The sequence below is a fragment of the Mesorhizobium sp. LMG 17147 genome (assembly GCF_024297145.1).
Lineage (GTDB): Bacteria > Pseudomonadota > Alphaproteobacteria > Rhizobiales > Rhizobiaceae > Mesorhizobium.
In genome coordinates, this window is sequence record NZ_JANCTC010000016.1 from 38,911 (window position 1) to 58,311 (window position 19,401).

The following is a 19,401-nucleotide window of genomic DNA, read 5'->3' on the forward strand; positions in this document are numbered from 1 at the left end:
ATAGGATATAGGATTGGATTGGCCGGAGCATCGTGTTAGCAACTCAATGTGTCAAGAGGCAAAACATGCAGGCCATTAACTTACTCAATGCGCACGATACGAACCTCGGCGGCGGGCGTATCCAGCGCTCCAGCAGCCTGGTTGAGGACGTCTACGAAGCGATTTTTGCGCAACTCATGTCGCTGAAGATTGCGCCGGGTTCGCGCGTCACGGTCGACAGCCTGGTCAAGGAATTCAACGTCTCCCATACGCCGATCCGCGAGGCGCTCGGCCGGCTCGAGGGCGAAGGCCTGGTGCTGAAGACGCATCTGATCGGTTACCGCGCTGCGCCGCAGATCACGAAACGACGGTTCGACGAACTCTACGAGCTTCGCCTGCTGCTAGAGCCTCATGGTGCAGCCAAGGCGGCGGTGCTCATGGATGAGGTAAAGCTCGCACAACTTCAGAAATCGGCCGGCGTCATGGCGCGCCATGAGGGCAAGGACGAGCGCCTGCGGTATTCCAACTTCGCCCGCCAGGATGCCATTTTCCATGACAAGGTCATGGAATTCGCCAACAACGAACTCGTGCGCGAGACACTGGCTCACCAGCATACCCACTTCCACATATTTCGCCTGATGTTCCATTCGCGCGTCACCGAGGAGGCGCTTGACGAGCATGAGGCCATTCTGGCCGCTTTCGCTGCGGCCGATCCTGCCGCTGCCGAGCAGGCGATGCGTCGCCATATCGAGCATTCCCGCGACCGTTTGTTGTTGGCGTTCGACTGAGACTGTCCCGATGTCCCCGTACCCGCCATCGACGATCATCACGCAGGCCAGTGCCAACGAAGACTACTTCCCCGATTCAGCCTTCTAGAAACTCAAGCTTACCGGGCGAGTACAGGTCTCGCCCGGCCCCGTTCTCACAGGAAAGGAAGTACCATGCCAGGCAAAAAGATCCTGATGCTGACCGGTGAATTCACCGAGGAATACGAAATCTTCGTCTACCAGCAGGCTATGGAAGCGGTGGGCCACACCGTTCACGTCGTGTGCCCAGACAAAAGCGCCGGAGACCTGATCAAAACATCGCTGCACGATTTCGAGGGCGATCAGACCTACACCGAAAAGCTCGGTCACTATGCACTGATCAACAAGACCTTCTCCGACGCCGAGAAGCAGCTGGAGCAATACCACGCTGTTTACTGCGCTGGCGGTCGTGGGCCCGAATACATCCGCACGGACAAGCGCGTCCAAGCGATGGTGCGTCACTTCCACGAAAGCAAGAAGCCGATTTTCACGATCTGCCACGGCGTGCAGATCCTGATCGCGGTAGATGGCGTCGTGCGTGGCAAGAAGGTCGGTGCACTGGCGGCATGCGAGCCGGAGGTGACGCTTGCGGGCGGCACCTATATCGACCTGTCTCCAACGGAGGCATATGTGGATGGGACGATGGTTTCGGCAAAAGGTTGGACGGCGCTTGCTGCGTTCATCCGCGAATGCCTGAAGGTGCTGGGAACCGAAATCCGCCACGCGTAGACCTTTGCTCCGACAGCATCTCAAAGGGGGTGCGTCGGTTCCAAAAGTCTATCGCTATGCATTGATGCTCGTTTCATCAAATCGGGTAAGCGAACGCATCAGTGTTTTCCTTGCTGAAGCCAGATGCGCTCGGCAGGCCACTTCAACCCGAGTAGAGTTGCGGCTCTCAAGCGCATCGATATAGGCGATGTGTTCGTGGATCGCGGCAAGGTTGCGCTGCTTTTCGTCCTGCTTGTTCCATTGATAGTGGTAGTGAAAAATGAAGGTGATGATGTCGTAGAGATCGTCGATGAAGCGGTTCGGAGATGCCTCGTTTATGAGCCGGTGAAACCGGTTGTCCAGGCCGGAGAAGTCGTGAAAACGGCTTTCAATCCGCTCCAGCAGGTCGGCATGCGCCGTCTTGAGCGCGGCGAGTTTCGACCATAGCGGGGAACGGTCCGGCTGCAGTGAAAACAGGTGTGCCGAACGCAGTTCGAACATCACCCGGATCTCGAAGAGCTCAAGTGCAAAGTCTTCGGTGAAACCCTTGAAAAGCCAGCCTGTATTCGGCCTTTTCTCGATCAGCCCAAACCGGCTGAAGCGGATCAGGAATTCGCGAATTCCGTTGGTCGCGACGCCGAATTGGCGCGCAAGCTCGAGCTCATTGATGCTGGTGCCGGGCCTGGTGTCACCCCGCAGCATCCACTCCATGAATTGCTGTTCGACATGCTTGGCGCGAGGCGTGGTTTCGGCGTCCGGATAGTAGTCGTTGTCGCTGACCGGGCGGCCCGTCGACCTGAGGCCGTGGCGTTCGGTGATAAGTTCGCGGTGAACCAGTTCCCGCAAAACCTTTCTGACGGTTGTGCGGCTGACGCACATTCGCCGTCTAAGCTCATTTTCGGAAGGAAGTTCACCGGCCAGTTGCCCGTCGCGCAACATATTCGCAGCTCGATTGAAGGCCTTCTTGTAGACGGTGTCGGTTCTCATCGGATTTTCCTTGGGAACAATACCTTGTCCTTTTTAGCATGAACTTTATCCATAAAAAACAACTTGACCCGGGCCGGGCCGGTTGTTTTTTATCGATAAGAAGAGGACCTGAACACAAATTGAGTTTTTGACGACGCGGCTCGTACGGGCCGCGGCGGGGAGGGGAAATTTGCCTGAAACGGGAAACACCGGCACGACTGTCGGCGAGGCCGCGTTGCCAGCATCCAGGAAGTCAGAAGCCGTTCCCGGCCTTGCGCTCGGCCTGATGCTGCTGAGCGCTGGTCCGGTGGTCATCCTCGTGTTGCTGATCGCCGTCCTCAGCTTTCTGTCGCCCTATTTCCTGACAGGTCGCAATCTCGGCAACATCCTAGCCCAGACCGCCGTCATCTCGGTTGTCGCCATGGGTCAGCATCTGGTCATCCTGACACGCGGCATCGATCTCTCCGTCGGTTCGAACCTTGCACTGGCTTCCGTCGTCGGCGCGCTGAGCTTTCATGCCGGCGCTCCTGCCTTCGTTGTGATCGCGGTGATGGTTGGCTGCGGTGGCGCGGTCGGCGCCGTCAACGGGCTGTTCTACGTCTTCGGCCGACTGCCGCATCCCTTCATCATCACGCTGGCAACATTGAGCATCGCCAAGGGGCTGGCCCTGCAACTGGCCGATGGCCGCGCCATCCCTGGCATGCCGGATTCGATCGATGCGCTTGGCCGCGAGGCGGTTTGGGGCCTGCCTGGATCGGTTTTCGTGGTTGCAGGCGTTACCGCGGTCCTTTTCATCATGGCCAAAACCATGGTCTGGGGGCGCTGGATTTATGCCGTCGGCGGCCGGCCCGACGCCGCGCTGCGCATGGGCATTCCCGTGTCCTGGGTGCTGGTTTCGGTCTATGTGATCTCAGGACTGTGCGCCGGCATCGGATCCGTCATACTTGCCGGCCGTACCGACGCGGGTTCGCCGCTGTTCGGCAATCTGCTCGAACTGGACACGATTGCGGCGGTGATCATTGGCGGCGCCAGCTTTCTTGGCGGTCGCGGCCACCTCGGCCATGCCCTGATCGGCGCCATCATGATCGGCGTCATTCGCAACGCGCTCAACCTGCTCAACGTCAACGTCTTTTTCCAGCTCATCGTCATCGGCGTGGTCATCGTGATCGCGGTCGAGGCCGACGTGCTGCGCAATTATCTCGAAGGGCGTGTGCGTGTCCTGCAAGCCGGGAGGCAGTCGTGAGCGCCGTTGCGGCCAAAGTCGATCACGCCGCCGCCTCCGACCATGCCGTTTTGGCGGCACGCGGTGCTACCAAGCGTTTCGGTTCGGTGCTCGCCCTGGACGATGTCAGCATCGAGGTGCGGCGCGGCGAGATCGTCGGCCTGCTCGGCGACAATGGCGCGGGTAAGTCGACGCTGACCAAATGCATCAGCGGGGTGCACCAACTCGATGCCGGCGCGATCCTGTTGGACGGCGCGCCAACGCAGATACGCTCCCCTGCGGATGCGCGCTTCGCCGGCATCGAGACCGTCTACCAGGATCTGGCGCTGTTCGACAATCTGACACCGGGGCAGAACTTCTTCGCCGGCCGCGAGCTGGCTGGCCCGCAATGGCTTCCGCGCGGCCTGCGGTTTCTGCAGCAGCGCCGGATGGACGACGAGACCCGCGCTCTGCTGGCAAATCTGAAGGTTACGTTGCCGCGGCTGGATGCCGTCGTCGCCATGATGTCTGGCGGTCAAAGGCAAGCGATCGCCGTGGCCCGCTCGACCGTGTTCGCCCGCAAGGTTGTCATTCTGGATGAGCCGACCGCCGCCCTCGGCCTGCGTGAATCACGCCAGGTGCTCAATTTGGTCGCTGCGCTCCGCGACCAGGGCAATGCCGTCATCCTGATCACTTACAACATGGAACACGTCGTCGAGCTCGCCGATCGCGCGGTGGTACTTCGCCAGGGCCGCAAAGTCGGCGAACTGGTGCCGACCAAGGGCAACAAACAGGAATTGATTTCCATGATCGTTGGAGCCTGACCCGTTCGAAATTTGGGGACCTTTCCGGTCCGCAAATGCCTGAAGCGTCTCCCGCCGGGAGGCGTCTCAATCCAAGGGAGGAACAAAATGCCAATGAACCGAAAACTGTTCGCAGGGCTGGCGATCGCGATTGCGCTTTCCGTGCCGGCTTCGGCCGCAGACAAGATCAAGGCCGGCCTGATTACGAAATTCCCGGTGCCGTTCTACTCGACCATGGAGGACGCCGCCAAGAAATACGCGGCCGCTCATCCGGAGATCGAACTGGTCACAGGGCAGGGCCAGGCGGCTACCGACATTGAAGGCCAGATCGCTCTGATCGAATCCATGATCACGCAAGGCGTCAAGGGGCTTGCAATCACGCCGGTCGACCCGACGGTCGCGCCGGCGCTCGACAAGGCGGTGTCCGCCGGCATCAAGGTGGTTCTCGTCGACAACAGCATCCCTAACTGGAAAGGCCAGACGGCATTAGTCTCGACCAATAACCTCAACGGCGGCAAGATCGCCGGAGAGTATCTCAAGACAGTGCTCAAGAGCGGTGACAAGATCGGTATCTTGCAAGGCGTTCCCGGCGTGCCGGCTCTGGATGACCGGGTCACGGGCATGATGGAGGGATTGGGCGACGTCAAAGTCGATGTCGTCGGCAAGGGTGCAACCAACTGCACGCTGGAACTTGGTACGTCAGTGACCGAAGACATCCTGACCGCCAATCCCGATCTCAAGGCGATCTACTCGGCCTGCGGCCCGCCGATCCCTGGCGCCGTCAAGTCGATCAGCAATGCCGGCATTGCCAATGACAACCTCATAGTGGTCGGCTTCGACGCCTGCTGCGGTGAGATCGAAGCGATCAAGTCGGGAGCGGAGGACGCCAGCGTAGCTCAATTTCCCGCGAAAATGGGTGAGCTTGGCATCGACACTGTCGTCAAGGCCATCCGTGGCGAATCCGTCGAGGCCAATGTGGATACCGGCGCCGGACTGGTGACGCTGCAGAACGTCAAGGACTTCGAGTGATCCACCAGTGGTCCGGCGGATTGCACCGCCGGACCACTTCCTGTTGCCAGACTCCGGCTTAGCAAAGGCGTGAACTGCAGTCATGGACCCCACCATCACAGTCGTGCGATGCGCTGAGCCGGGCAGGCTGGTGTTTGAGGAGCAGCAGGCACCAGGCACTCCGCCCGAAGGCTGGGCACCGGTCGATGTCGCCTTTGTCGGGATATGCGGAACCGACTACCACATCTTCGAAGGCAGGCATCCTTATCTCGCCTATCCGCGCGTCATGGGCCATGAGGTTTCGGGAACGATCGCCGCAATCAACGCACCTGTGGACCTGTCGGTCGGAGAGCAAATCCTCGTCAATCCCTATCTTGCCTGCAGAAATTGTGCCGCCTGCCACCAGGGCAAGCCGAACTGCTGCATGTCGATCGAGTGCTTGGCGTGCACCGTGACGGTGCCATGAGTGAGCAGATTCTCGTGCCGGCGCAGAACTTGATTCCAGCGGCCGGCCTGTCACCGGTCGAGGCTGCCACGGTCGAGTTTCTGGCCATTGGTGCTCACGCGGTCCGCAGATCCATGGCGGGGCCGGGCAATCGCACCCTGGTTATCGGCGCCGGGCCGATTGGCCTCGGCATCGCGCTCTTTGCGCGCATAGCGCAACTCAACGTGACGGTCATGGACGTCGATGCCGAGCGGCTGGCCTTTGCCGCAAGGCAATTGGGCTTCCTGGTGATCGACGGGTCGAAGGGGATCGATCATCGAAACGATAGCCGAGCGAATTGCGGGAGTAGGTTTCGACGTCGTCTTCGACGCAACGGGGAACAGCCGTTCGATGCAGTCTGCTTTTGCCTATGTTGCCCACGGCGGCGTCATGGTGATGGTCAGTGTTGTGCCGGACGACATAACCTTCTCAGATCCAGAGTTCCACAAACGGGAAATGATGCTGATCGGCAGTCGCAACGCGACACGCGGGGATTTCCAGCACGTCATTGCCTCGATCCGCGCTGGAAAGATACCAATTGACCAGCTCGTCACCCACCGCACCACCCTGCGCGACAGTCCACGCGATATTGCGATCTGGGCGCAGCAGAAGTCCGGTCTCATCAAGGCCGTCATCGACGTAGCAGGATCTGGCTGACTTCAGCGACACTGTCAGGATATGCAATCGCAGCCCTGGTGCTGCATTGTGTGAGGGGGAGTTGCTCGGCGACGCCAGGCTAAACGTCGCGCCTGACACGATATTCGGCGTGATTTTCCTCAGAGAACAATAGTCCCTGCGGAACTGGCTTGGCGTTTCACTGGTTGCAGCGGCCGCAGTTCTCGTCGCATATAAAGGCTTAAGCCGTGGAACGACGATCCTTCCGGCACAAACCTGTTTCACGCAAAGTCCACGATTCGCACCGCTTGAGCATCCGATGTCTCTATTCAATATGATGCGTGATGTTGATGCGCACCAAGAAGGGCAACATGAGAACCACACTGGCGATCGATGACGATGTCCTGATCGCGGCCAAGGCTATCGCCCGGCACCAGGATCGCAGCCTCGGCGAGGTCATCACCGATCTCGCCCGGCGTTCGCTGCGCCGGCATCGAGCCCGCGGCGAGCGCAACGGGATCCCCCTTCTGTTGCCTCGGCCGGATGCACCTCCTGTCACGCTTGAGACGGTCAACGCCTTGCGAGACGAACTGCCGTGACGTTTCTGCTCGATGTCACGTGCTGGTCGCGTTGATCGATCCTGGCCACGTCGCCCACGACAACGCGCATGGCTGGTTCGAAGACACTGGTAACTCCGCATGGGCTACATGTCCCATCACCGAAAACGGCGTCCAACCTTAGATATCCCAATTCTGCGGGCTCGCCCGCCGTCGTGGGGCAAATCGTTACCAAGTTGCGGACCTTGAATGGGCACAGCTTCTGGCCTCCGGCGACATCGATGCAGCGAAAATCCTAACCTCGGCACAGGTCACCGATACGCATCTTCTTGCGCTCAACAAGGTGCGTGGCGGCCATCTTGGGAGCTTTGACCGCAAGCCGTCACTGGCGGCCGTGAAGGGCGGGAAGTCCGCACTGCACCTGATTCCCACAAGATAGACCGCCCGGGCTCTTTGGTCTGTTCCCGCAGTTCGAGATAGGCGTAGCCGCGCAGCACAATCAGACCGTTGCGCTCAGGCGCAAACGCGCGACCGTTGCTCGAAGGCTCGATTGTCTCGATATACCGCCTCTCATCGAAAGCGCTTGTTTCCTGGGCTCCAGAAAGCCCGGCTCGGATTCTACACGGCGGTCACGATCCAAGATCGCCTCAGTTGGCCGGCTCGCGGTTCTTTCTGTTTCGGCCGCTTTTCCGGCGCCCGCCGTTTCGATGCTGCGCTCGCCGACAGTTGGATACGTGTGGATCGTCCCGACACGGCTTGTGTCTGACGCGCGGCTGCCTTGTCGGCGATGGTTCAATGGGTCCGCTATACCACGCCGGCTTCGTCGAAGGGATGAGGCGGCATGCCAGGAAAATCTGGCCCCCAGCATTGCAGCCACCCTTCCGCATATCGGCGCGTTATCGAATGCCAAGGCCCCTTGTGCCCTTTTTGCGCAAACAGGATTTTCCGTGTTGCCGGCCGACCGGCGGGGCAGGCCCCTCTGGGCACAAAATGCCTTCCTGGCCAGATGCGCAGGTTGCCAGGTCGTTGTCGGTCAAAGTTCGGCGAGAAAATCGCGGCGTCCAAGGGCAGCTCGGAATCGAGAGGGTCGAAGGCTTCGGCACGTCGAACAATATAGGCAGGTGGTCGAGCGAAGAGGTCAGTTTCCATTCGCGAGCGGCCCGAGAATTCGGACTCCCTGGCGGCGCGCGGCAAGTGCGAGCTTGCGATCGAGGGTGGCCAGCGGCAACTCGGTTTCGATTGCCAGCGCAAGATAGGCGGCGTCATAGGCGCTGAGCCCGTGCGAAGCCGCTAGCGTCAGCACCGCGCCGTCCGACCCGCCGCCCGCATCCTCCAGCGGCAATCGGCGCAGCCGTGCCATGGTGGTGGCAGCTTCGCCCGCCGCGATGCGGCCACGCCGCTCGGCAATCAGTACGACGTTCCGCGCCTCGTGCCAGAACAGGGAAGGGACAGGCGCCGTTGTTCCCGGCAATTGTCGCATCAGGGCGGCCGCCGCCTCGCTGTCTTCATCAGGAAGAATCCAGGCAGCCGCCATGGAAAGGTCGACAACGAAAGGCATCAGACGATGATCGCCATCAAGCGCGGCGCCCTTCATCGCGCCAGGCCCGAATTTCGTCCTGCGTCACGGGCTTGGCGCGGGCGCGGGCAGCGCTGATCTCTTCGATCACGGTTTCGACATCGTTGCGCCGTTGAATCCGCGACAGTTTAGCGATGGGATCGTTGCCGCGCGAAATAATCACCTCCTCGCCTGCTTCGACCCTTGAAAGTAGTTCCGAGAGATGCGTCTTGGCCTCGCCAACTTTCACCGTGATGGGCATTTCCTGTCCTTGTACGCGTCGGGGCCCTCGTTGCTAGCCGTGTTCATTGCCGTTGAGCTTAAGTGTGGGTTGCCCGACAATCGCTGTACACGACAATAGGCGCAATGCTGACACTTGGTCAAGGCTTGGTCAAGTCACTAGGCCTGGACATTGGCGACCCCTCGCATGCCGCAAGGCGGGCCCTCTCTCAACAAGGCGAAATTGTTCGTTCTGGTGGAACGGGGCTTCTGATCGTGCGCTGAAAGAGCTCGGACCCGATTGCGCTCTCCAGATTCTTGATGCGGGTGCTGATGGTCGACTGCGTCAATCCCAACCGATCGGCGGTCCGGTTGAAGTTTCGCGACTCGATGATGTCGAGAAAGGTTTCGATGTGATCTAGCTGCACGTGACCTCCGATCGAAAAAGTCGATCATATTGCGCAGGATCATAAGCTTGATCAAACAATACTCAAGGCGGAAGCTGCACTCGGTGAAATCGGCCGGCAGATCGACCAGGCTGAAGCTACGGAGCTGAGCAACGTGTTCATAGTCGACTGCGATTGTCACAATTACTGGTCAAGCGCGACCGTATTGGAGCCTTACCTTTCCGGCCTATGGAAGGACATGTTCGTCGAAGGCGAGAAGACAGGTCCCGTTGGCGCCTTCCCGCATGGCCATCGTCCCTGGTTTCATCCGCAGGACTTCTCCCGCAAGGACGTCCGTCCGAAAACGGAAGCCGACAACTATCTCATCATGAAGGAAAAGCACCTCGACAAGTACAAGGTCGATGTAGCGATCCTGACCGGCGATGAGCCGATCGAGGCTTCCACCCTCGCTAATCCCTATTATGCCAGCGCCCTCGTCAGCGCCTATAATGATTACCAGATCGACCAGTGGCTGCCGAAGGACGACCGCTTCATGGGCTCGATCATCATCGCGCCACAGGATCCGAAGCTCGCGGCCGCCGAGATACGCCGCCTGGGCAATCATCCGCGCATGGTTCAGGTTCTCGCTTCGCAAGGCTCCGTCAAGCCCTATGGCGATCCTTTTTACCATCCGATCTATGAAGCCTGTGCCGAAGTGGGGCTGCCCTTTGCCATACATCTGGGCGGCCATGGCGGCGTGAATTCGACTGCGATTGCTCCGGCCCCGACGACGTTCTTCTGGGAGACGCACGCCATCCTGCACATGTCCGCGATTTCACATGTCGCAAGCATGATTGCGCATGGCGTTTTTGAAAAATGGCCGGACCTCTACTTCGTCGTCATCGAGTGCGGCGTCGCCTGGGTGCCATCGGTACTGTGGCGCCTTGACGCCGATTACAAAGCCCTACGCAAAGAGACGCCATGGCTGAAGATGCTGCCGTCGGAATATTGCCGGCGCAACATCCGCTTTTCGACGCAGCCGCTGGAGCAGCCCGCAAACATTCAGCATCTCTGGTCCACTCTCGAGGCGATGGACGGGGAAAACACGCTGATGTTTGCCTCCGACTATCCGCATTGGGATTACGACGACGCCAACACGCTGCAAATCCCTCCCGCCTGGAAGAGCAAGATCATGGGGCTGAATGCGCTGGAGGTCTACAAGCGCATTCCCTGCGCGCAAGCGGCGAACGCCGCCTGAGGAATCTGACGATGCCCGAGAAGACATACATCTGCCGTGTCGATGAGATCGAAACCGGATCTCCCTTCATCGCCAAGATACGCAGCCTTTCGGTCGGCGTTTTTCGCGTCGGAGACTCATTCCATGCGCTGCTGAACGTTTGTCCGCACCGCGGCGCTCCGCTTTGCGAGGGGCCGCAATGCGGAACAACTGCACCGGTCGAAGAGGCGCAATTCATCTATCACCGCGAAAACGAGATTGTGCGCTGCGCTTGGCATGGCTGGGAATTCGACATCAAATCAGGCGCGGCCTTGGTCGATCCGTCCGTTCGCGCGCGCACATTTCCAGTAACCGTCGAGGCGGGCAGCATCTATGTGACGGCCTGATCGAGGTCCGGATTCGAAGAGTAGAATAAAAAGTGATCGAAGATAACGAGCAGATTTCTTCACGGGTGCTTGACGAACAATAACGCGGGGAATTCCGCAATGGGAGAGTCAAATGTCAGAATCTGAATACAAGCTTGGTATCGCTCAAAGCCTGATTGGTCGCGGCAAGATTTCCCGTCGCGACTTCATTCATCTTGGGCTCGCCGCGGGGCTGACGCTCACCGCTGCCGACAAGCTCTTCGTCAGCACGGCCCGGGCCGAACCGCTGCAGGGCGGCTTTGCGAAGCTCGGCATGGCACATGGCGCAACGACGGATTCGATCGATCCGGCCGGCTACCTGGACACATTCACACAAACCGCGTTCTCGGGCTCGATGTCCAACAGCCTCACCGAGGTCGACGCAAAAGGCAATGTCCAGCCGGACCTGGCCGAGAGCTTTGAATCGTCCGATGGCGCCAAAACCTGGGTCTTCAAGCTGCGCAAGGGCGCAACCTTCCACAACGGCAAGAATGTGACGGCGGACGACGTCGTGACTTCGCTGCGCTATCATATGGGCGACGAAACCAAATCGGCGGCGAAGCCGCTGCTTGAGCCCGTCGCCAGCATCAAGGCGGATGGCCCGGAAACGGTTTTGTTCACGCTGAAGAGCGGCAACGCCGATTTCCCCTACATCATGAGTGACTACCATCTGGTCATCATGCCGGCAAAGGACGGCAAGGCGGACTGGGGATCGGGCGTTCGCACCGGTGCTTTCGTGCTTGAAAATTTCCAGCCCGGCGTTTCGGCCAAGCTCAAGCGCAATCCAAACTACTTCAAGAACGGCAAGCCCTATCTCGACGAGGTGGAGTTCATCGCCATCACCGATCTCGCCGCTCGCATGGCCGCGCTATCGACGGGGGAGGTGGACTATATTGGCCGCGCCGACCTCAAGACCCTCGGCATGTTGAAACGCAACCCAAAGGTGGAGATCGTCGAGGTCACCGGCTATGGCCACTATACTTTGCCGATGAATGTCACGATGGCGCCGTTTGACAATCCGGACGTCCGAATGGCTTTGAAATGGGCGATCAATCGTCAGGAGATCGTCGATAAGATCTTTCTCGGCCACGCCACCGTGGCCAACGACAACCCGATCGCGCCGGCGATCAAATTCGCTACGAATCCGCAGCCGCAGCACAGTTTCGATCCGGAAAAAGCCAAGCATTATCTGAAAAAGGCCGGGATGGAAAAACTGAAGGTGGACCTCTCGGTCGCCGATGCCGCTTTTGCGGGCGCTGTGGACGCGGCCGCGCTCATCCGCGAGACGGCCGCCCAGTGCGGCATCGACGTAAACGTCGTGCGTGAGGCCGAGGACGCCTATTGGGACAATGTCTGGCTCAAGAAACCTTGGTGCGCTTCCTATTGGAGCGGTCGCGCGACGGCCGACTGGATGTTCACGCAAGCCTTCGCCGCAGACTCCAGCTGGAACGAGTCGTTCTGGAAAAATCCCCGCTTCAACGAGTTGCTTGTCCAGGGGCGCGCCGAGACGGACGAGGCCAAGCGTGCGGCAATGTATGCCGAGATGCAGCAACTGACCCATGATGATGGCGGCAGCATTGTGCTGGTCTTCAACAATTTCGTCAGCGCCAAATCCAGCAAGCTCGCACATGGTGAGGTGGCGCCGAACTGGGAGAACGATGGACTGAAAATGGCCGAACGCTGGTGGATCGCCACTGCGTGAGAGTGCGGGCCGGACGCGCGATGGTTGCGAGGGTTCGGTTCGTCTCGGCGTGCCCTGCCGGGTGGGGCAGGGCAGCGGCGGCAACGGGAAACGCGTGTAAATGAACCCCGTCGCAAGAACGGTTCTGCAGCGCCTTGGCCTCGGCCTGGTCACGCTGTTCATCGTGTCCATCATTATCTTCTCTGCGATTGCAATGCTGCCGGGCGACTTCGCCAGGGCGATGCTCGGGCAATCCGCGACACCCGAAACGGTCGCCGCCTTCCAGCGAGAAATTGGTATCGACCGTCCGCCCGTCGAGCGCTACTTCGTCTGGGTCGGGCAGATGCTCCACGGTGATTTCGGCTCTTCGTTCGCGAGCCGCACTGGATATCGGCGCACCGTCGCCGAGATCATCGCGCCACGCCTCTACAATACGATGTTCCTTGCGTCGATGACCGCGCTCATAGCAGTTCCGCTGGCCCTGGGGCTGGGCATTCTCGCTGCGCTCTACCGCAATGGCTGGTTCGACCGGCTGGTGAACGCAGTGACGCTGACAACCATTTCGTTCCCGGAGTTTTTCGTCGCCTATATGCTTGCCTATCTCGTCATCTCGCGCGACACGTTCATCGGATCCGAGTTCGCACAATCCCTACCGCACTGGCTCGCACTGTCACTGAACTGGATACTCAACGCAGTTCCCAAGTTCCCGACCTTGTCGAATGTGAATGACCAGACGCCGTTCTGGGAGCATGTCTGGAGAGTGGCCTTGCCGGCGATCACTCTTACGCTCGTGATCGTGGCGCACATGATGAGAATGACACGAGCGGCGATCATCAACATGCTGGCAAGTCCCTATATTGATATGGCGCGGCTCAAGGGAATGTCGCCCATGGCTATTGTACTCAGGCACGCCTTGCCCAACGCATGGGCGCCGATCGTCACGGTGGTGGCGTTCAATCTTGCTTATCTCGTTGTCGGAGTAGTCGTGGTCGAAGTGGTGTTCGTCTATCCCGGCATCGGTCAGCTGATGGTTGATGCGGTGAAATCCAGGGATGTTCCGGTTGTCCAGGCCTGCGCCCTTATTTTCGCGGCGACCTACATCCTCCTCAATCTGACTGCCGATGTCATTTCCATCGCCACCAATCCAAGGCTCTTGCATCCACGATGACCAGCTACGAACCCATCGCTCAGGTTCCCAGGCTGAGGCGCTCGCGCGCCACCCGGGCCAAAACGGCGCTGAAGAAAGCACCCTTCAGTGCCTGGTTCGGCCTCCTCGTGATCCTAGGCTATGTCATCGTTGCGGTCTTCGCGCACTGGATCGCCCCATACGGCGAAACGCAGGTCTTCAGCGAAGCCTTCGCACCGTGGAGCCAGCAGTTCAAACTGGGAACCGACCAGCTCGGCCGCGATATGCTCACGCGCTTGATCTATGGAGCTCGCAACACCATCGGTATCGCGGTTGCGACCACATTGCTCTCCTTCGCAGTCGGCGTCTCGCTCGGCCTTCTCGCGGCATTGTACAGGGGATGGCTCGACCAGATACTGTCGCGTGCGGTGGACGTGTTGATGTCGATCCCAAGCCTGATCTTCGCCCTGGTACTGCTCTCGATCTTCGGCTCGTCGATCACCAGCCTGATAATCATTATTGCGCTGCTCGATTCCACCCGCGTCTTTCGGCTCGCACGCGCCGTCGGGCTTAACGTGGCGGTGATGGAATATGTCGAGGTGGCCCGATTGCGCGGCGAAGGCCCGAAGTGGATCGTCGCCAAGGAAATCCTTCCCAATGTCATGCCGCCGCTGGTAGCGGAGTTCGGCCTGCGATTTTGCTTCGTATTCCTCACGATCGCGGCGTTGTCCTTTCTGGGCGTCGGTATTCAGCCGCCGACTGCCGATTGGGGATCGATGGTGCGCGAGAATGCGACCCTGATCACCTACGGCGATGTCACGCCGCTGCTGCCGGCCGGCGCCATCGCCCTCCTCACGGTCTCCGTCAATTTCGTGGTCGACTGGTTCCTGCACGCAACAAGCGGGTTGCGGGATGAAAGGTAGCGGTCCCGCCTCGCGCGAAAAAGGCAAGGATCTGCTTCAGATCCGCAATCTGCATGTGGAGGGTTTCTCGGACGAGCGGTGGCATCCCATTGTCCGCGGGGTCGATCTGGCGCTGAAACGGGGGGAGGTTCTTGGCCTGATCGGCGAGTCAGGCGCCGGCAAATCCACCATTGGCCTCGCGGCGATGGGTTACGCCAAGCCGGGCTGCCGTATTACACGGGGCTCGATCCTGTTCGACGGGATCGATCTTCTGGCACTCAGCGAAACAGGGCGGCGGCGTCTCAGAGGCTCCCGTATCGCCTATGTCGCGCAAAGCGCCGCGGCCTCTTTCAATCCGGCCCACCGGCTCCTCGACCAGACTGTCGAAACAGTGGTAGCGCATGGGATTGCCAGCCGAGAGAAAGCGAACCGGAGTGCCGTCGATCTTTATCGGCGTCTTCAGCTTCCAGACCCGGAGACCATCGGCTTTCGCTATCCTCATCAGGTTGCCGGCGGACAGTTGCAACGAGCAATGACCGCGATGGCGATGGCCTGTCGTCCGGACCTCATCGTCTTCGACGAGCCAACGACGGCGCTCGATGTGACGACACAGGTCGAAGTTCTCGCCTCCATCCGCAACATCGTGGAGGAATTCAACACCGCTGCAATCTATGTGACGCATGATCTGGCGGTGGTGGCGCAAATGGCGGACCGAATCATGGTTTTGCGCCATGGACTTACCGTGGAGGAGGCAGAAACGCGCCAGATGCTCGCTTCGCCCAGCCAGGAATATACCAAAACGCTCTGGGCCGTGCGCAAGCTCGCCAAGCCCGAAGTTCCGGCCGATGAATATCTGCTTACGATAGACAACGTCACCGCGGCTTACGCGCGGACGGTCAAGGTGCTCCAGAATGTCTCAATCAAAGTTCCACGTGGAAGAACAGTGGCTGTGGTCGGCGAGTCCGGTTCCGGGAAATCGACACTCGCTCGCGTCGTAACCGGCCTGCTACCGCCGCTTTCAGGGTCGATTTCCTTTGCCGGCCAGGCCCTTTCCAAGGCCCTGAAAACGCGCCCAAAAGAGATCCTGCGCCGCATACAGATGATTTATCAAATGCCCGACAACGCGCTAAATCCGCGCCAGACGGTCGAAGAAGTCATAGCTCGTCCGCTTGAATTCTACCTCGGCCTCAAGGGTGCGCAGCGGGATCGGCGGATCGGCGAACTCATGCACATGGTCGAGATGAGCGAAACTTACCTTGACCGTCTGCCGGCCGAATTATCGGGGGGCCAGAAGCAGCGCGTTTGTATCGCCCGGGCGTTGGCCGCCGATCCGGAGCTCATCATCTGCGACGAAATCACGTCCGCGCTCGACCAGATTGTGCAGGAGGAAATCCTGAAGCTCTTAATGCGGCTTCAGCGCGAGCTCGGCATGAGCTACATTTTCATCACCCACGACATTGCCATCGTGCGAGCGATCGCCGACGAAATTGTGGTCATGCACCAGGGCAAAGTCGTTGAGCAGGGATTAAAGAGCGAAATTCTCACGCCGCCGCATGCCCCCTATACCGAGCGGCTTTTATCCTCCGTGCCGGAAATGGATCCGGACTGGCTCACAAGGCTGCTGGCCAGCCGGAGGATGTGATAGTCGGACAGTGCGTCGCGTGTCTTCCATGTCGGCACGGTTTACAGCCTCGCTGTCGGCGCTCGGCGATGCAGCGTCGCCCGTCCATACGAGGATAGCGACCCTTTGCCGTCACTCGGTTTTCTGAGAGCATGATGGACTACTGCGATGCGGGAGCCGAGATTCCATGCCGACAAGAAGCGATGCTAGTGAAGCGCGCCGGTGGTTTGCCGAAGACCTGCGGGTCTCGTCACCGGTCTTGCACAACCCTGCTGTCATCGAGGCCTTCGCAAAGGTTCCGCGCGAACACTACCTTGGCAGCGGGCCATGGCGTATCCATTCGAGATTGCAGATCGGGGCGGTCCATACCAGCCCTTCAGCCGCACTTCATGAGATTTACCACGACGTTCTGGTCTCACTTGACGAAAAGCGCGGATTAAACAGCGGTTTGCCGTCGCTTTGGGCCTTGGTGTTCGACCATGTGAACATCGCTCCCGGCCAGACCGTCCTTCAGGTAGGCGCCGGTGTCGGCTATTTCACCGCCCTCCTCGCTGAACTGACGGGTTCTGAAGGACGCGTGATTGCCTATGAGATCGACGAAGAACTCGCCCGGCGCGCGCAAAGCAATCTTGCTCATTATGCCCATGTCGAAGTGGTATCCGGTGATGCAACGCACGCAGTTGATCTGCCGGACCTCGATGTCGTTGTCGCCTTTGCCGGAGTGACGCACGTGCCGGAACGGTGGCTTTCAAATTTGTCCGACGCTGGCCGGATGGCGCTGCCGTTCACGGGCGAAGACCAACGAGGCTTCATGATGCTTCTGGAAAGGGCTGGCGATACCTTTCCCGTACGGCCACTTGTGCCATGCGGGTTTTACCCCTGCAGCGGAGCCAGGCGCATTGACGAAGAAAAGGCCTTGAAGGCTGCCCTCAAGGGGGCCCGAGGCAAAGTCACCGGTCTCGCGCAATATCATCGAGGCCGACCAGCAAACGGCATCGAGAACGCTTGGCTGGTGACTGAGACGTACTGGATTTCGAAGGCCTAGAGATCGACATCAATGTCGCGTGTCGCCGTCGTAGCGTGCGGCACGGCTTTCCAAGGGCGATCCATCCGTCGGGAGCAGTCCTGGGCATTGTCATTGCGTCCGAAATTTCCCCGGTCCGCGCGTGGGGATTGCGGCCGCGGTCCTGGCCGGCTGCAGCACAGGCTTCCTCTTGTCCGACGACTGACCAGACCCATCCCGTGCAACACGATCCGCCGAGACGTCTCCGACCAGCGACGCAAGTTCGGTCTCGTCGAGCGTCTCGGTCTCGAGCAGCCTGCGTGCCGCCCTTTCCAGCACGTCGCGCCGCTCGGTGAGCAGGCCGACGGTTCGTTCGAACGCGGCCGCCACAATGTCGTGTACTTCCGTGTCGATGGCATCGGCGGCGGCTTCGCCGTAATCGTGCTCGCGCGGTCCGCCGGCGAGCGGGTTGGGGCTCAGGAAGGAGCGTGGGTCTTTTTCCAGCGCCACGTGCCCGAGTTTTGCCGACATGCCGTAACGCGTCACCATGGCGCGCGCTATGTCGGTTACCTTGGCGAGATCATCGGCGGCTCCGGTAGACAGATGGCCGAATACGATCCATTCGGCCGCCCTGCCGCCGAGCAGCACCGCCATCTTGTTGTCCAGCTCCTCGCGTGTCATCAGGAAGCGGTCCTCGGTCGGACGCTGGATAGTGTAGCCGAGCGCGCCGACGCCGCGTGGTATGATCGACACCTTGTGCACCGGGTCGACGCCAGGCAGCGCCATGGCTACCAGCGCATGACCCATTTCATGATAGGCGACGATCTCGCGTTCCTTCGGGTTCAGGAGCCGGTTGCGCTTCTCCAGTCCCGCGACGATGCGCTCCACCGCATTGTTGAAATCGTCCATCGTTACCGCATCCGCCTTGCGGCGCGTGGCGAGCAACGTCGCCTCGTTCACAAGATTGGCCAGGTCAGCACCGGTGAACCCGGGCGTCAGCGCGGCCACTTTTTCCGCATCGACGTCCGTCGCCAGCTTGGCCTTGCTCATGTGGACCTGCAGGATCTTGATGCGACCCTGCTTGTCGGGCCGGTCGACCAATACCTGGCGGTCGAATCGGCCGGCGCGCAGAAGGGCCGGGTCAAGGATTTCAGGACGGTTCGTTGCGGCCAGCAGCACCACGCCGATCTGTGGGTCGAAACCGTCGAGTTCGACGAGAAGCTGGTTGAGCGTCTGCTCCTTTTCGTCATGCCCGCCGACCATGGTCCCGCGGGCGCGGCCAAGAGCATCGAGCTCGTCGATGAATATGATGGCGGGAGCCTTGGACCGCGCCTGCTCGAAAAGATCGCGCACACGCGCGGCCCCGACCCCCACGAACATCTCGACGAACTCCGAACCGGAGATCGAAAAGAACGGAACCTTGGCTTCGCCCGCGACGGCCTTGGCGAGCAGGGTTTTGCCCGTCCCCGGCGGCCCGACCAGCAGCACGCCCTTGGGCATGCGTCCTCCGAGGCGGCCGTATTCGCCCGGGTTCTTGAGAAAATCCACAATCTCCTGCAGCTCGGCCTTGGCCTCGTCGACCCCCGCCACATCGTCGAAGGTCACGCCGGTATTGGCTTCGACATAGATTCTGGCCTTGCTCCTGCCAATTTGCATCAACCCGCCGACGCCGCCGTCCATGCGCCTTAGAAGCAGCATCCACAGGCCAAAGAAGACGACCACCGGCACAACCCAGGAAAGCAGGTCGCCCAGGAAGGTGCTTTCGACCTGGCCAGTCACAGTGACGCCGTGTTCCTGCAGGTCACGGGCGAGGTTCGGCTCGACGCGTGTGGTGATAAACAGCGGCCTGCCGTCTTGCGGCTCCTTGAAGCGGCCCTGGATGAATCGGTCCGAAACCTGCACCTCGGCGATTTTGCCGGCGTTCAGCAGGGCCTCGAACTGGCTGTACGGTATCTGGGCGACGTGTTGCGTCGTGGCATAGATGTACTGGACGACCATCACGCCCACGAATGCCGCGATCCAGTACCAGATATTGAACTGGGTCTTTCTGTTGCTCATGTCCATGGCGGCCTCCACAGGGAAACGGATATAGGTCGCCCAACCCGCGCGGCATCGGTGTAGGCCAGGTCCGGCGCAAAAA

At 60.1% G+C, this 19,401-nt stretch carries 17 protein-coding genes and 3 pseudogenes; 15 read left to right on the forward strand and 5 right to left on the reverse strand.

From position 1 onward, the window contains the following. Positions 1 to 65: 65 nt before the first annotated feature. Positions 66 to 767, forward strand: coding sequence for a GntR family transcriptional regulator (locus NMG46_RS23220; protein ID WP_254819856.1), 702 nt, complete (start codon positions 66 to 68; stop codon positions 765 to 767). Between the two features lie 153 nt (positions 768 to 920). Continuing rightward, entirely contained in the window at positions 921 to 1,514 is a 594-nt protein-coding gene (locus NMG46_RS23225) for a DJ-1/PfpI family protein (RefSeq protein ID WP_254819857.1), read from the forward strand. A gap of 54 nt (positions 1,515 to 1,568) precedes the next feature. Here NMG46_RS23225 and NMG46_RS23230 read toward each other — a convergent pair whose 3' ends face one another. Beyond that, positions 1,569 to 2,480 carry a GntR family transcriptional regulator gene (locus NMG46_RS23230; protein WP_254819858.1) on the reverse strand — a complete coding sequence of 304 codons (912 nt, stop codon included), beginning with the start codon at positions 2,478 to 2,480 and terminating at the stop codon, positions 1,569 to 1,571. Between the two features lie 169 nt (positions 2,481 to 2,649). Between NMG46_RS23230 and NMG46_RS23235 the strand changes: the two genes are divergently transcribed. From NMG46_RS23235 to NMG46_RS23260, 6 genes and pseudogenes are all read left to right on the forward strand, one after another. Next, the gene (locus tag NMG46_RS23235; protein ID WP_254819859.1) at positions 2,650 to 3,702 is read left to right on the forward strand and encodes an ABC transporter permease; all 1,053 of its coding nucleotides are present in this window, start codon (positions 2,650 to 2,652) and stop codon (positions 3,700 to 3,702) included. Beyond that, positions 3,699 to 4,484 carry an ATP-binding cassette domain-containing protein gene (locus NMG46_RS23240; RefSeq protein WP_254819860.1) on the forward strand — a complete coding sequence of 262 codons (786 nt, stop codon included), beginning with the start codon at positions 3,699 to 3,701 and terminating at the stop codon, positions 4,482 to 4,484. Before NMG46_RS23235 ends, NMG46_RS23240 begins: the two co-directional genes overlap by 4 nt. A gap of 93 nt (positions 4,485 to 4,577) precedes the next feature. Beyond that, positions 4,578 to 5,492: a sugar ABC transporter substrate-binding protein gene (locus tag NMG46_RS23245; protein ID WP_254819861.1), complete on the forward strand. Its 915-nt coding sequence runs from the start codon at positions 4,578 to 4,580 to the stop codon at positions 5,490 to 5,492. A gap of 94 nt (positions 5,493 to 5,586) precedes the next feature. Continuing rightward, positions 5,587 to 6,612: pseudogene (locus tag NMG46_RS23250) on the forward strand (zinc-binding alcohol dehydrogenase family protein). A gap of 329 nt (positions 6,613 to 6,941) precedes the next feature. Beyond that, complete coding sequence (locus NMG46_RS23255) at positions 6,942 to 7,169, forward strand: CopG family transcriptional regulator (protein WP_254819862.1); 228 nt, start codon at positions 6,942 to 6,944, stop codon at positions 7,167 to 7,169. Continuing rightward, a pseudogene (locus NMG46_RS23260) lies at positions 7,166 to 7,566 on the forward strand (VapC toxin family PIN domain ribonuclease). The gene NMG46_RS23255 and the pseudogene NMG46_RS23260 overlap by 4 nt, the downstream one beginning before the upstream one ends. A 699-nt stretch (positions 7,567 to 8,265) precedes the next feature. Here NMG46_RS23260 and NMG46_RS23265 read toward each other — a convergent pair. The 3 genes and pseudogenes from NMG46_RS23265 to NMG46_RS23275 form a co-directional block, all read right to left on the reverse strand. Next, positions 8,266 to 8,721, reverse strand: a complete 456-nt coding sequence (locus NMG46_RS23265) for a type II toxin-antitoxin system VapC family toxin (RefSeq protein ID WP_254819863.1) — start codon at positions 8,719 to 8,721, stop codon at positions 8,266 to 8,268. Next, positions 8,702 to 8,944 (reverse strand): type II toxin-antitoxin system Phd/YefM family antitoxin, encoded by a 243-nt coding sequence (locus tag NMG46_RS23270; RefSeq protein ID WP_254819864.1) that lies wholly within the window; start codon positions 8,942 to 8,944, stop codon positions 8,702 to 8,704. The genes NMG46_RS23265 and NMG46_RS23270 overlap by 20 nt, the downstream gene beginning before the upstream one ends. A 235-nt stretch (positions 8,945 to 9,179) precedes the next feature. Further along, positions 9,180 to 9,329 (reverse strand): annotated as a pseudogene (locus NMG46_RS23275) (LysR family transcriptional regulator); the annotation flags it as partial. 133 nt (positions 9,330 to 9,462) lie between these two features. Between NMG46_RS23275 and NMG46_RS23280 the strand changes: the two are divergent. The 7 genes from NMG46_RS23280 to NMG46_RS23310 all read left to right on the forward strand — a co-directional run bounded on the left by NMG46_RS23280 (position 9,463) and on the right by NMG46_RS23310 (position 17,303). Then, on the forward strand, positions 9,463 to 10,545 hold the full coding sequence (locus NMG46_RS23280) for an amidohydrolase family protein (protein ID WP_254819865.1): 1,083 nt from the start codon (positions 9,463 to 9,465) through the stop codon (positions 10,543 to 10,545). An 11-nt stretch (positions 10,546 to 10,556) separates the two neighbouring features. Next, positions 10,557 to 10,910: a Rieske (2Fe-2S) protein gene (locus tag NMG46_RS23285; RefSeq protein WP_254819866.1), complete on the forward strand. Its 354-nt coding sequence runs from the start codon at positions 10,557 to 10,559 to the stop codon at positions 10,908 to 10,910. Between the two features lie 112 nt (positions 10,911 to 11,022). Next, entirely contained in the window at positions 11,023 to 12,630 is a 1,608-nt protein-coding gene (locus NMG46_RS23290; protein ID WP_254819867.1) for an ABC transporter substrate-binding protein, read from the forward strand. Positions 12,631 to 12,730: 100 nt separating this feature from the next. Further along, a complete protein-coding gene (locus NMG46_RS23295; protein WP_254819868.1) occupies positions 12,731 to 13,777 on the forward strand; it encodes an ABC transporter permease in 1,047 nt (348 codons plus the stop codon). Beyond that, a complete protein-coding gene (locus NMG46_RS23300; protein ID WP_254819869.1) occupies positions 13,774 to 14,658 on the forward strand; it encodes an ABC transporter permease in 885 nt (294 codons plus the stop codon). The genes NMG46_RS23295 and NMG46_RS23300 overlap by 4 nt, the downstream gene beginning before the upstream one ends. Further along, positions 14,648 to 16,279, forward strand: a complete 1,632-nt coding sequence (locus NMG46_RS23305; RefSeq protein WP_254819870.1) for an ABC transporter ATP-binding protein — start codon at positions 14,648 to 14,650, stop codon at positions 16,277 to 16,279. The genes NMG46_RS23300 and NMG46_RS23305 overlap by 11 nt, the downstream gene beginning before the upstream one ends. A 166-nt stretch (positions 16,280 to 16,445) precedes the next feature. Further along, positions 16,446 to 17,303 carry a protein-L-isoaspartate O-methyltransferase gene (locus NMG46_RS23310; protein WP_254819871.1) on the forward strand — a complete coding sequence of 286 codons (858 nt, stop codon included), beginning with the start codon at positions 16,446 to 16,448 and terminating at the stop codon, positions 17,301 to 17,303. A 90-nt stretch (positions 17,304 to 17,393) separates the two neighbouring features. On the opposite strand, the gene ftsH is transcribed toward NMG46_RS23310, so the two are convergent. Continuing rightward, positions 17,394 to 19,325, reverse strand: coding sequence for an ATP-dependent zinc metalloprotease FtsH (ftsH, locus tag NMG46_RS23315; RefSeq protein ID WP_254819872.1), 1,932 nt, complete (start codon positions 19,323 to 19,325; stop codon positions 17,394 to 17,396). Positions 19,326 to 19,401: the final 76 nt, after the last annotated feature.

Coding starts and splice junctions, on each gene's coding strand:
- NMG46_RS23310 (WP_254819871.1), top strand. CDS start 16,446: ATGCCGACAAGAAGCGATGCTAGTGAAGCGCGCCGGTGGTTTGCCGAA.
- NMG46_RS23285 (WP_254819866.1), top strand. CDS start 10,557: ATGCCCGAGAAGACATACATCTGCCGTGTCGATGAGATCGAAACCGGA.
- NMG46_RS23230 (WP_254819858.1), bottom strand. CDS start 2,480: ATGAGAACCGACACCGTCTACAAGAAGGCCTTCAATCGAGCTGCGAAT.
- NMG46_RS23290 (WP_254819867.1), top strand. CDS start 11,023: ATGTCAGAATCTGAATACAAGCTTGGTATCGCTCAAAGCCTGATTGGT.
- NMG46_RS23245 (WP_254819861.1), top strand. CDS start 4,578: ATGAACCGAAAACTGTTCGCAGGGCTGGCGATCGCGATTGCGCTTTCC.
- ftsH (WP_254819872.1), bottom strand. CDS start 19,325: ATGGACATGAGCAACAGAAAGACCCAGTTCAATATCTGGTACTGGATC.
- NMG46_RS23305 (WP_254819870.1), top strand. CDS start 14,648: ATGAAAGGTAGCGGTCCCGCCTCGCGCGAAAAAGGCAAGGATCTGCTT.
- NMG46_RS23295 (WP_254819868.1), top strand. CDS start 12,731: ATGAACCCCGTCGCAAGAACGGTTCTGCAGCGCCTTGGCCTCGGCCTG.
- NMG46_RS23270 (WP_254819864.1), bottom strand. CDS start 8,944: ATGCCCATCACGGTGAAAGTTGGCGAGGCCAAGACGCATCTCTCGGAA.
- NMG46_RS23225 (WP_254819857.1), top strand. CDS start 921: ATGCCAGGCAAAAAGATCCTGATGCTGACCGGTGAATTCACCGAGGAA.
- NMG46_RS23265 (WP_254819863.1), bottom strand. CDS start 8,721: ATGAAGGGCGCCGCGCTTGATGGCGATCATCGTCTGATGCCTTTCGTT.
- NMG46_RS23300 (WP_254819869.1), top strand. CDS start 13,774: ATGACCAGCTACGAACCCATCGCTCAGGTTCCCAGGCTGAGGCGCTCG.
- NMG46_RS23255 (WP_254819862.1), top strand. CDS start 6,942: ATGAGAACCACACTGGCGATCGATGACGATGTCCTGATCGCGGCCAAG.
- NMG46_RS23220 (WP_254819856.1), top strand. CDS start 66: ATGCAGGCCATTAACTTACTCAATGCGCACGATACGAACCTCGGCGGC.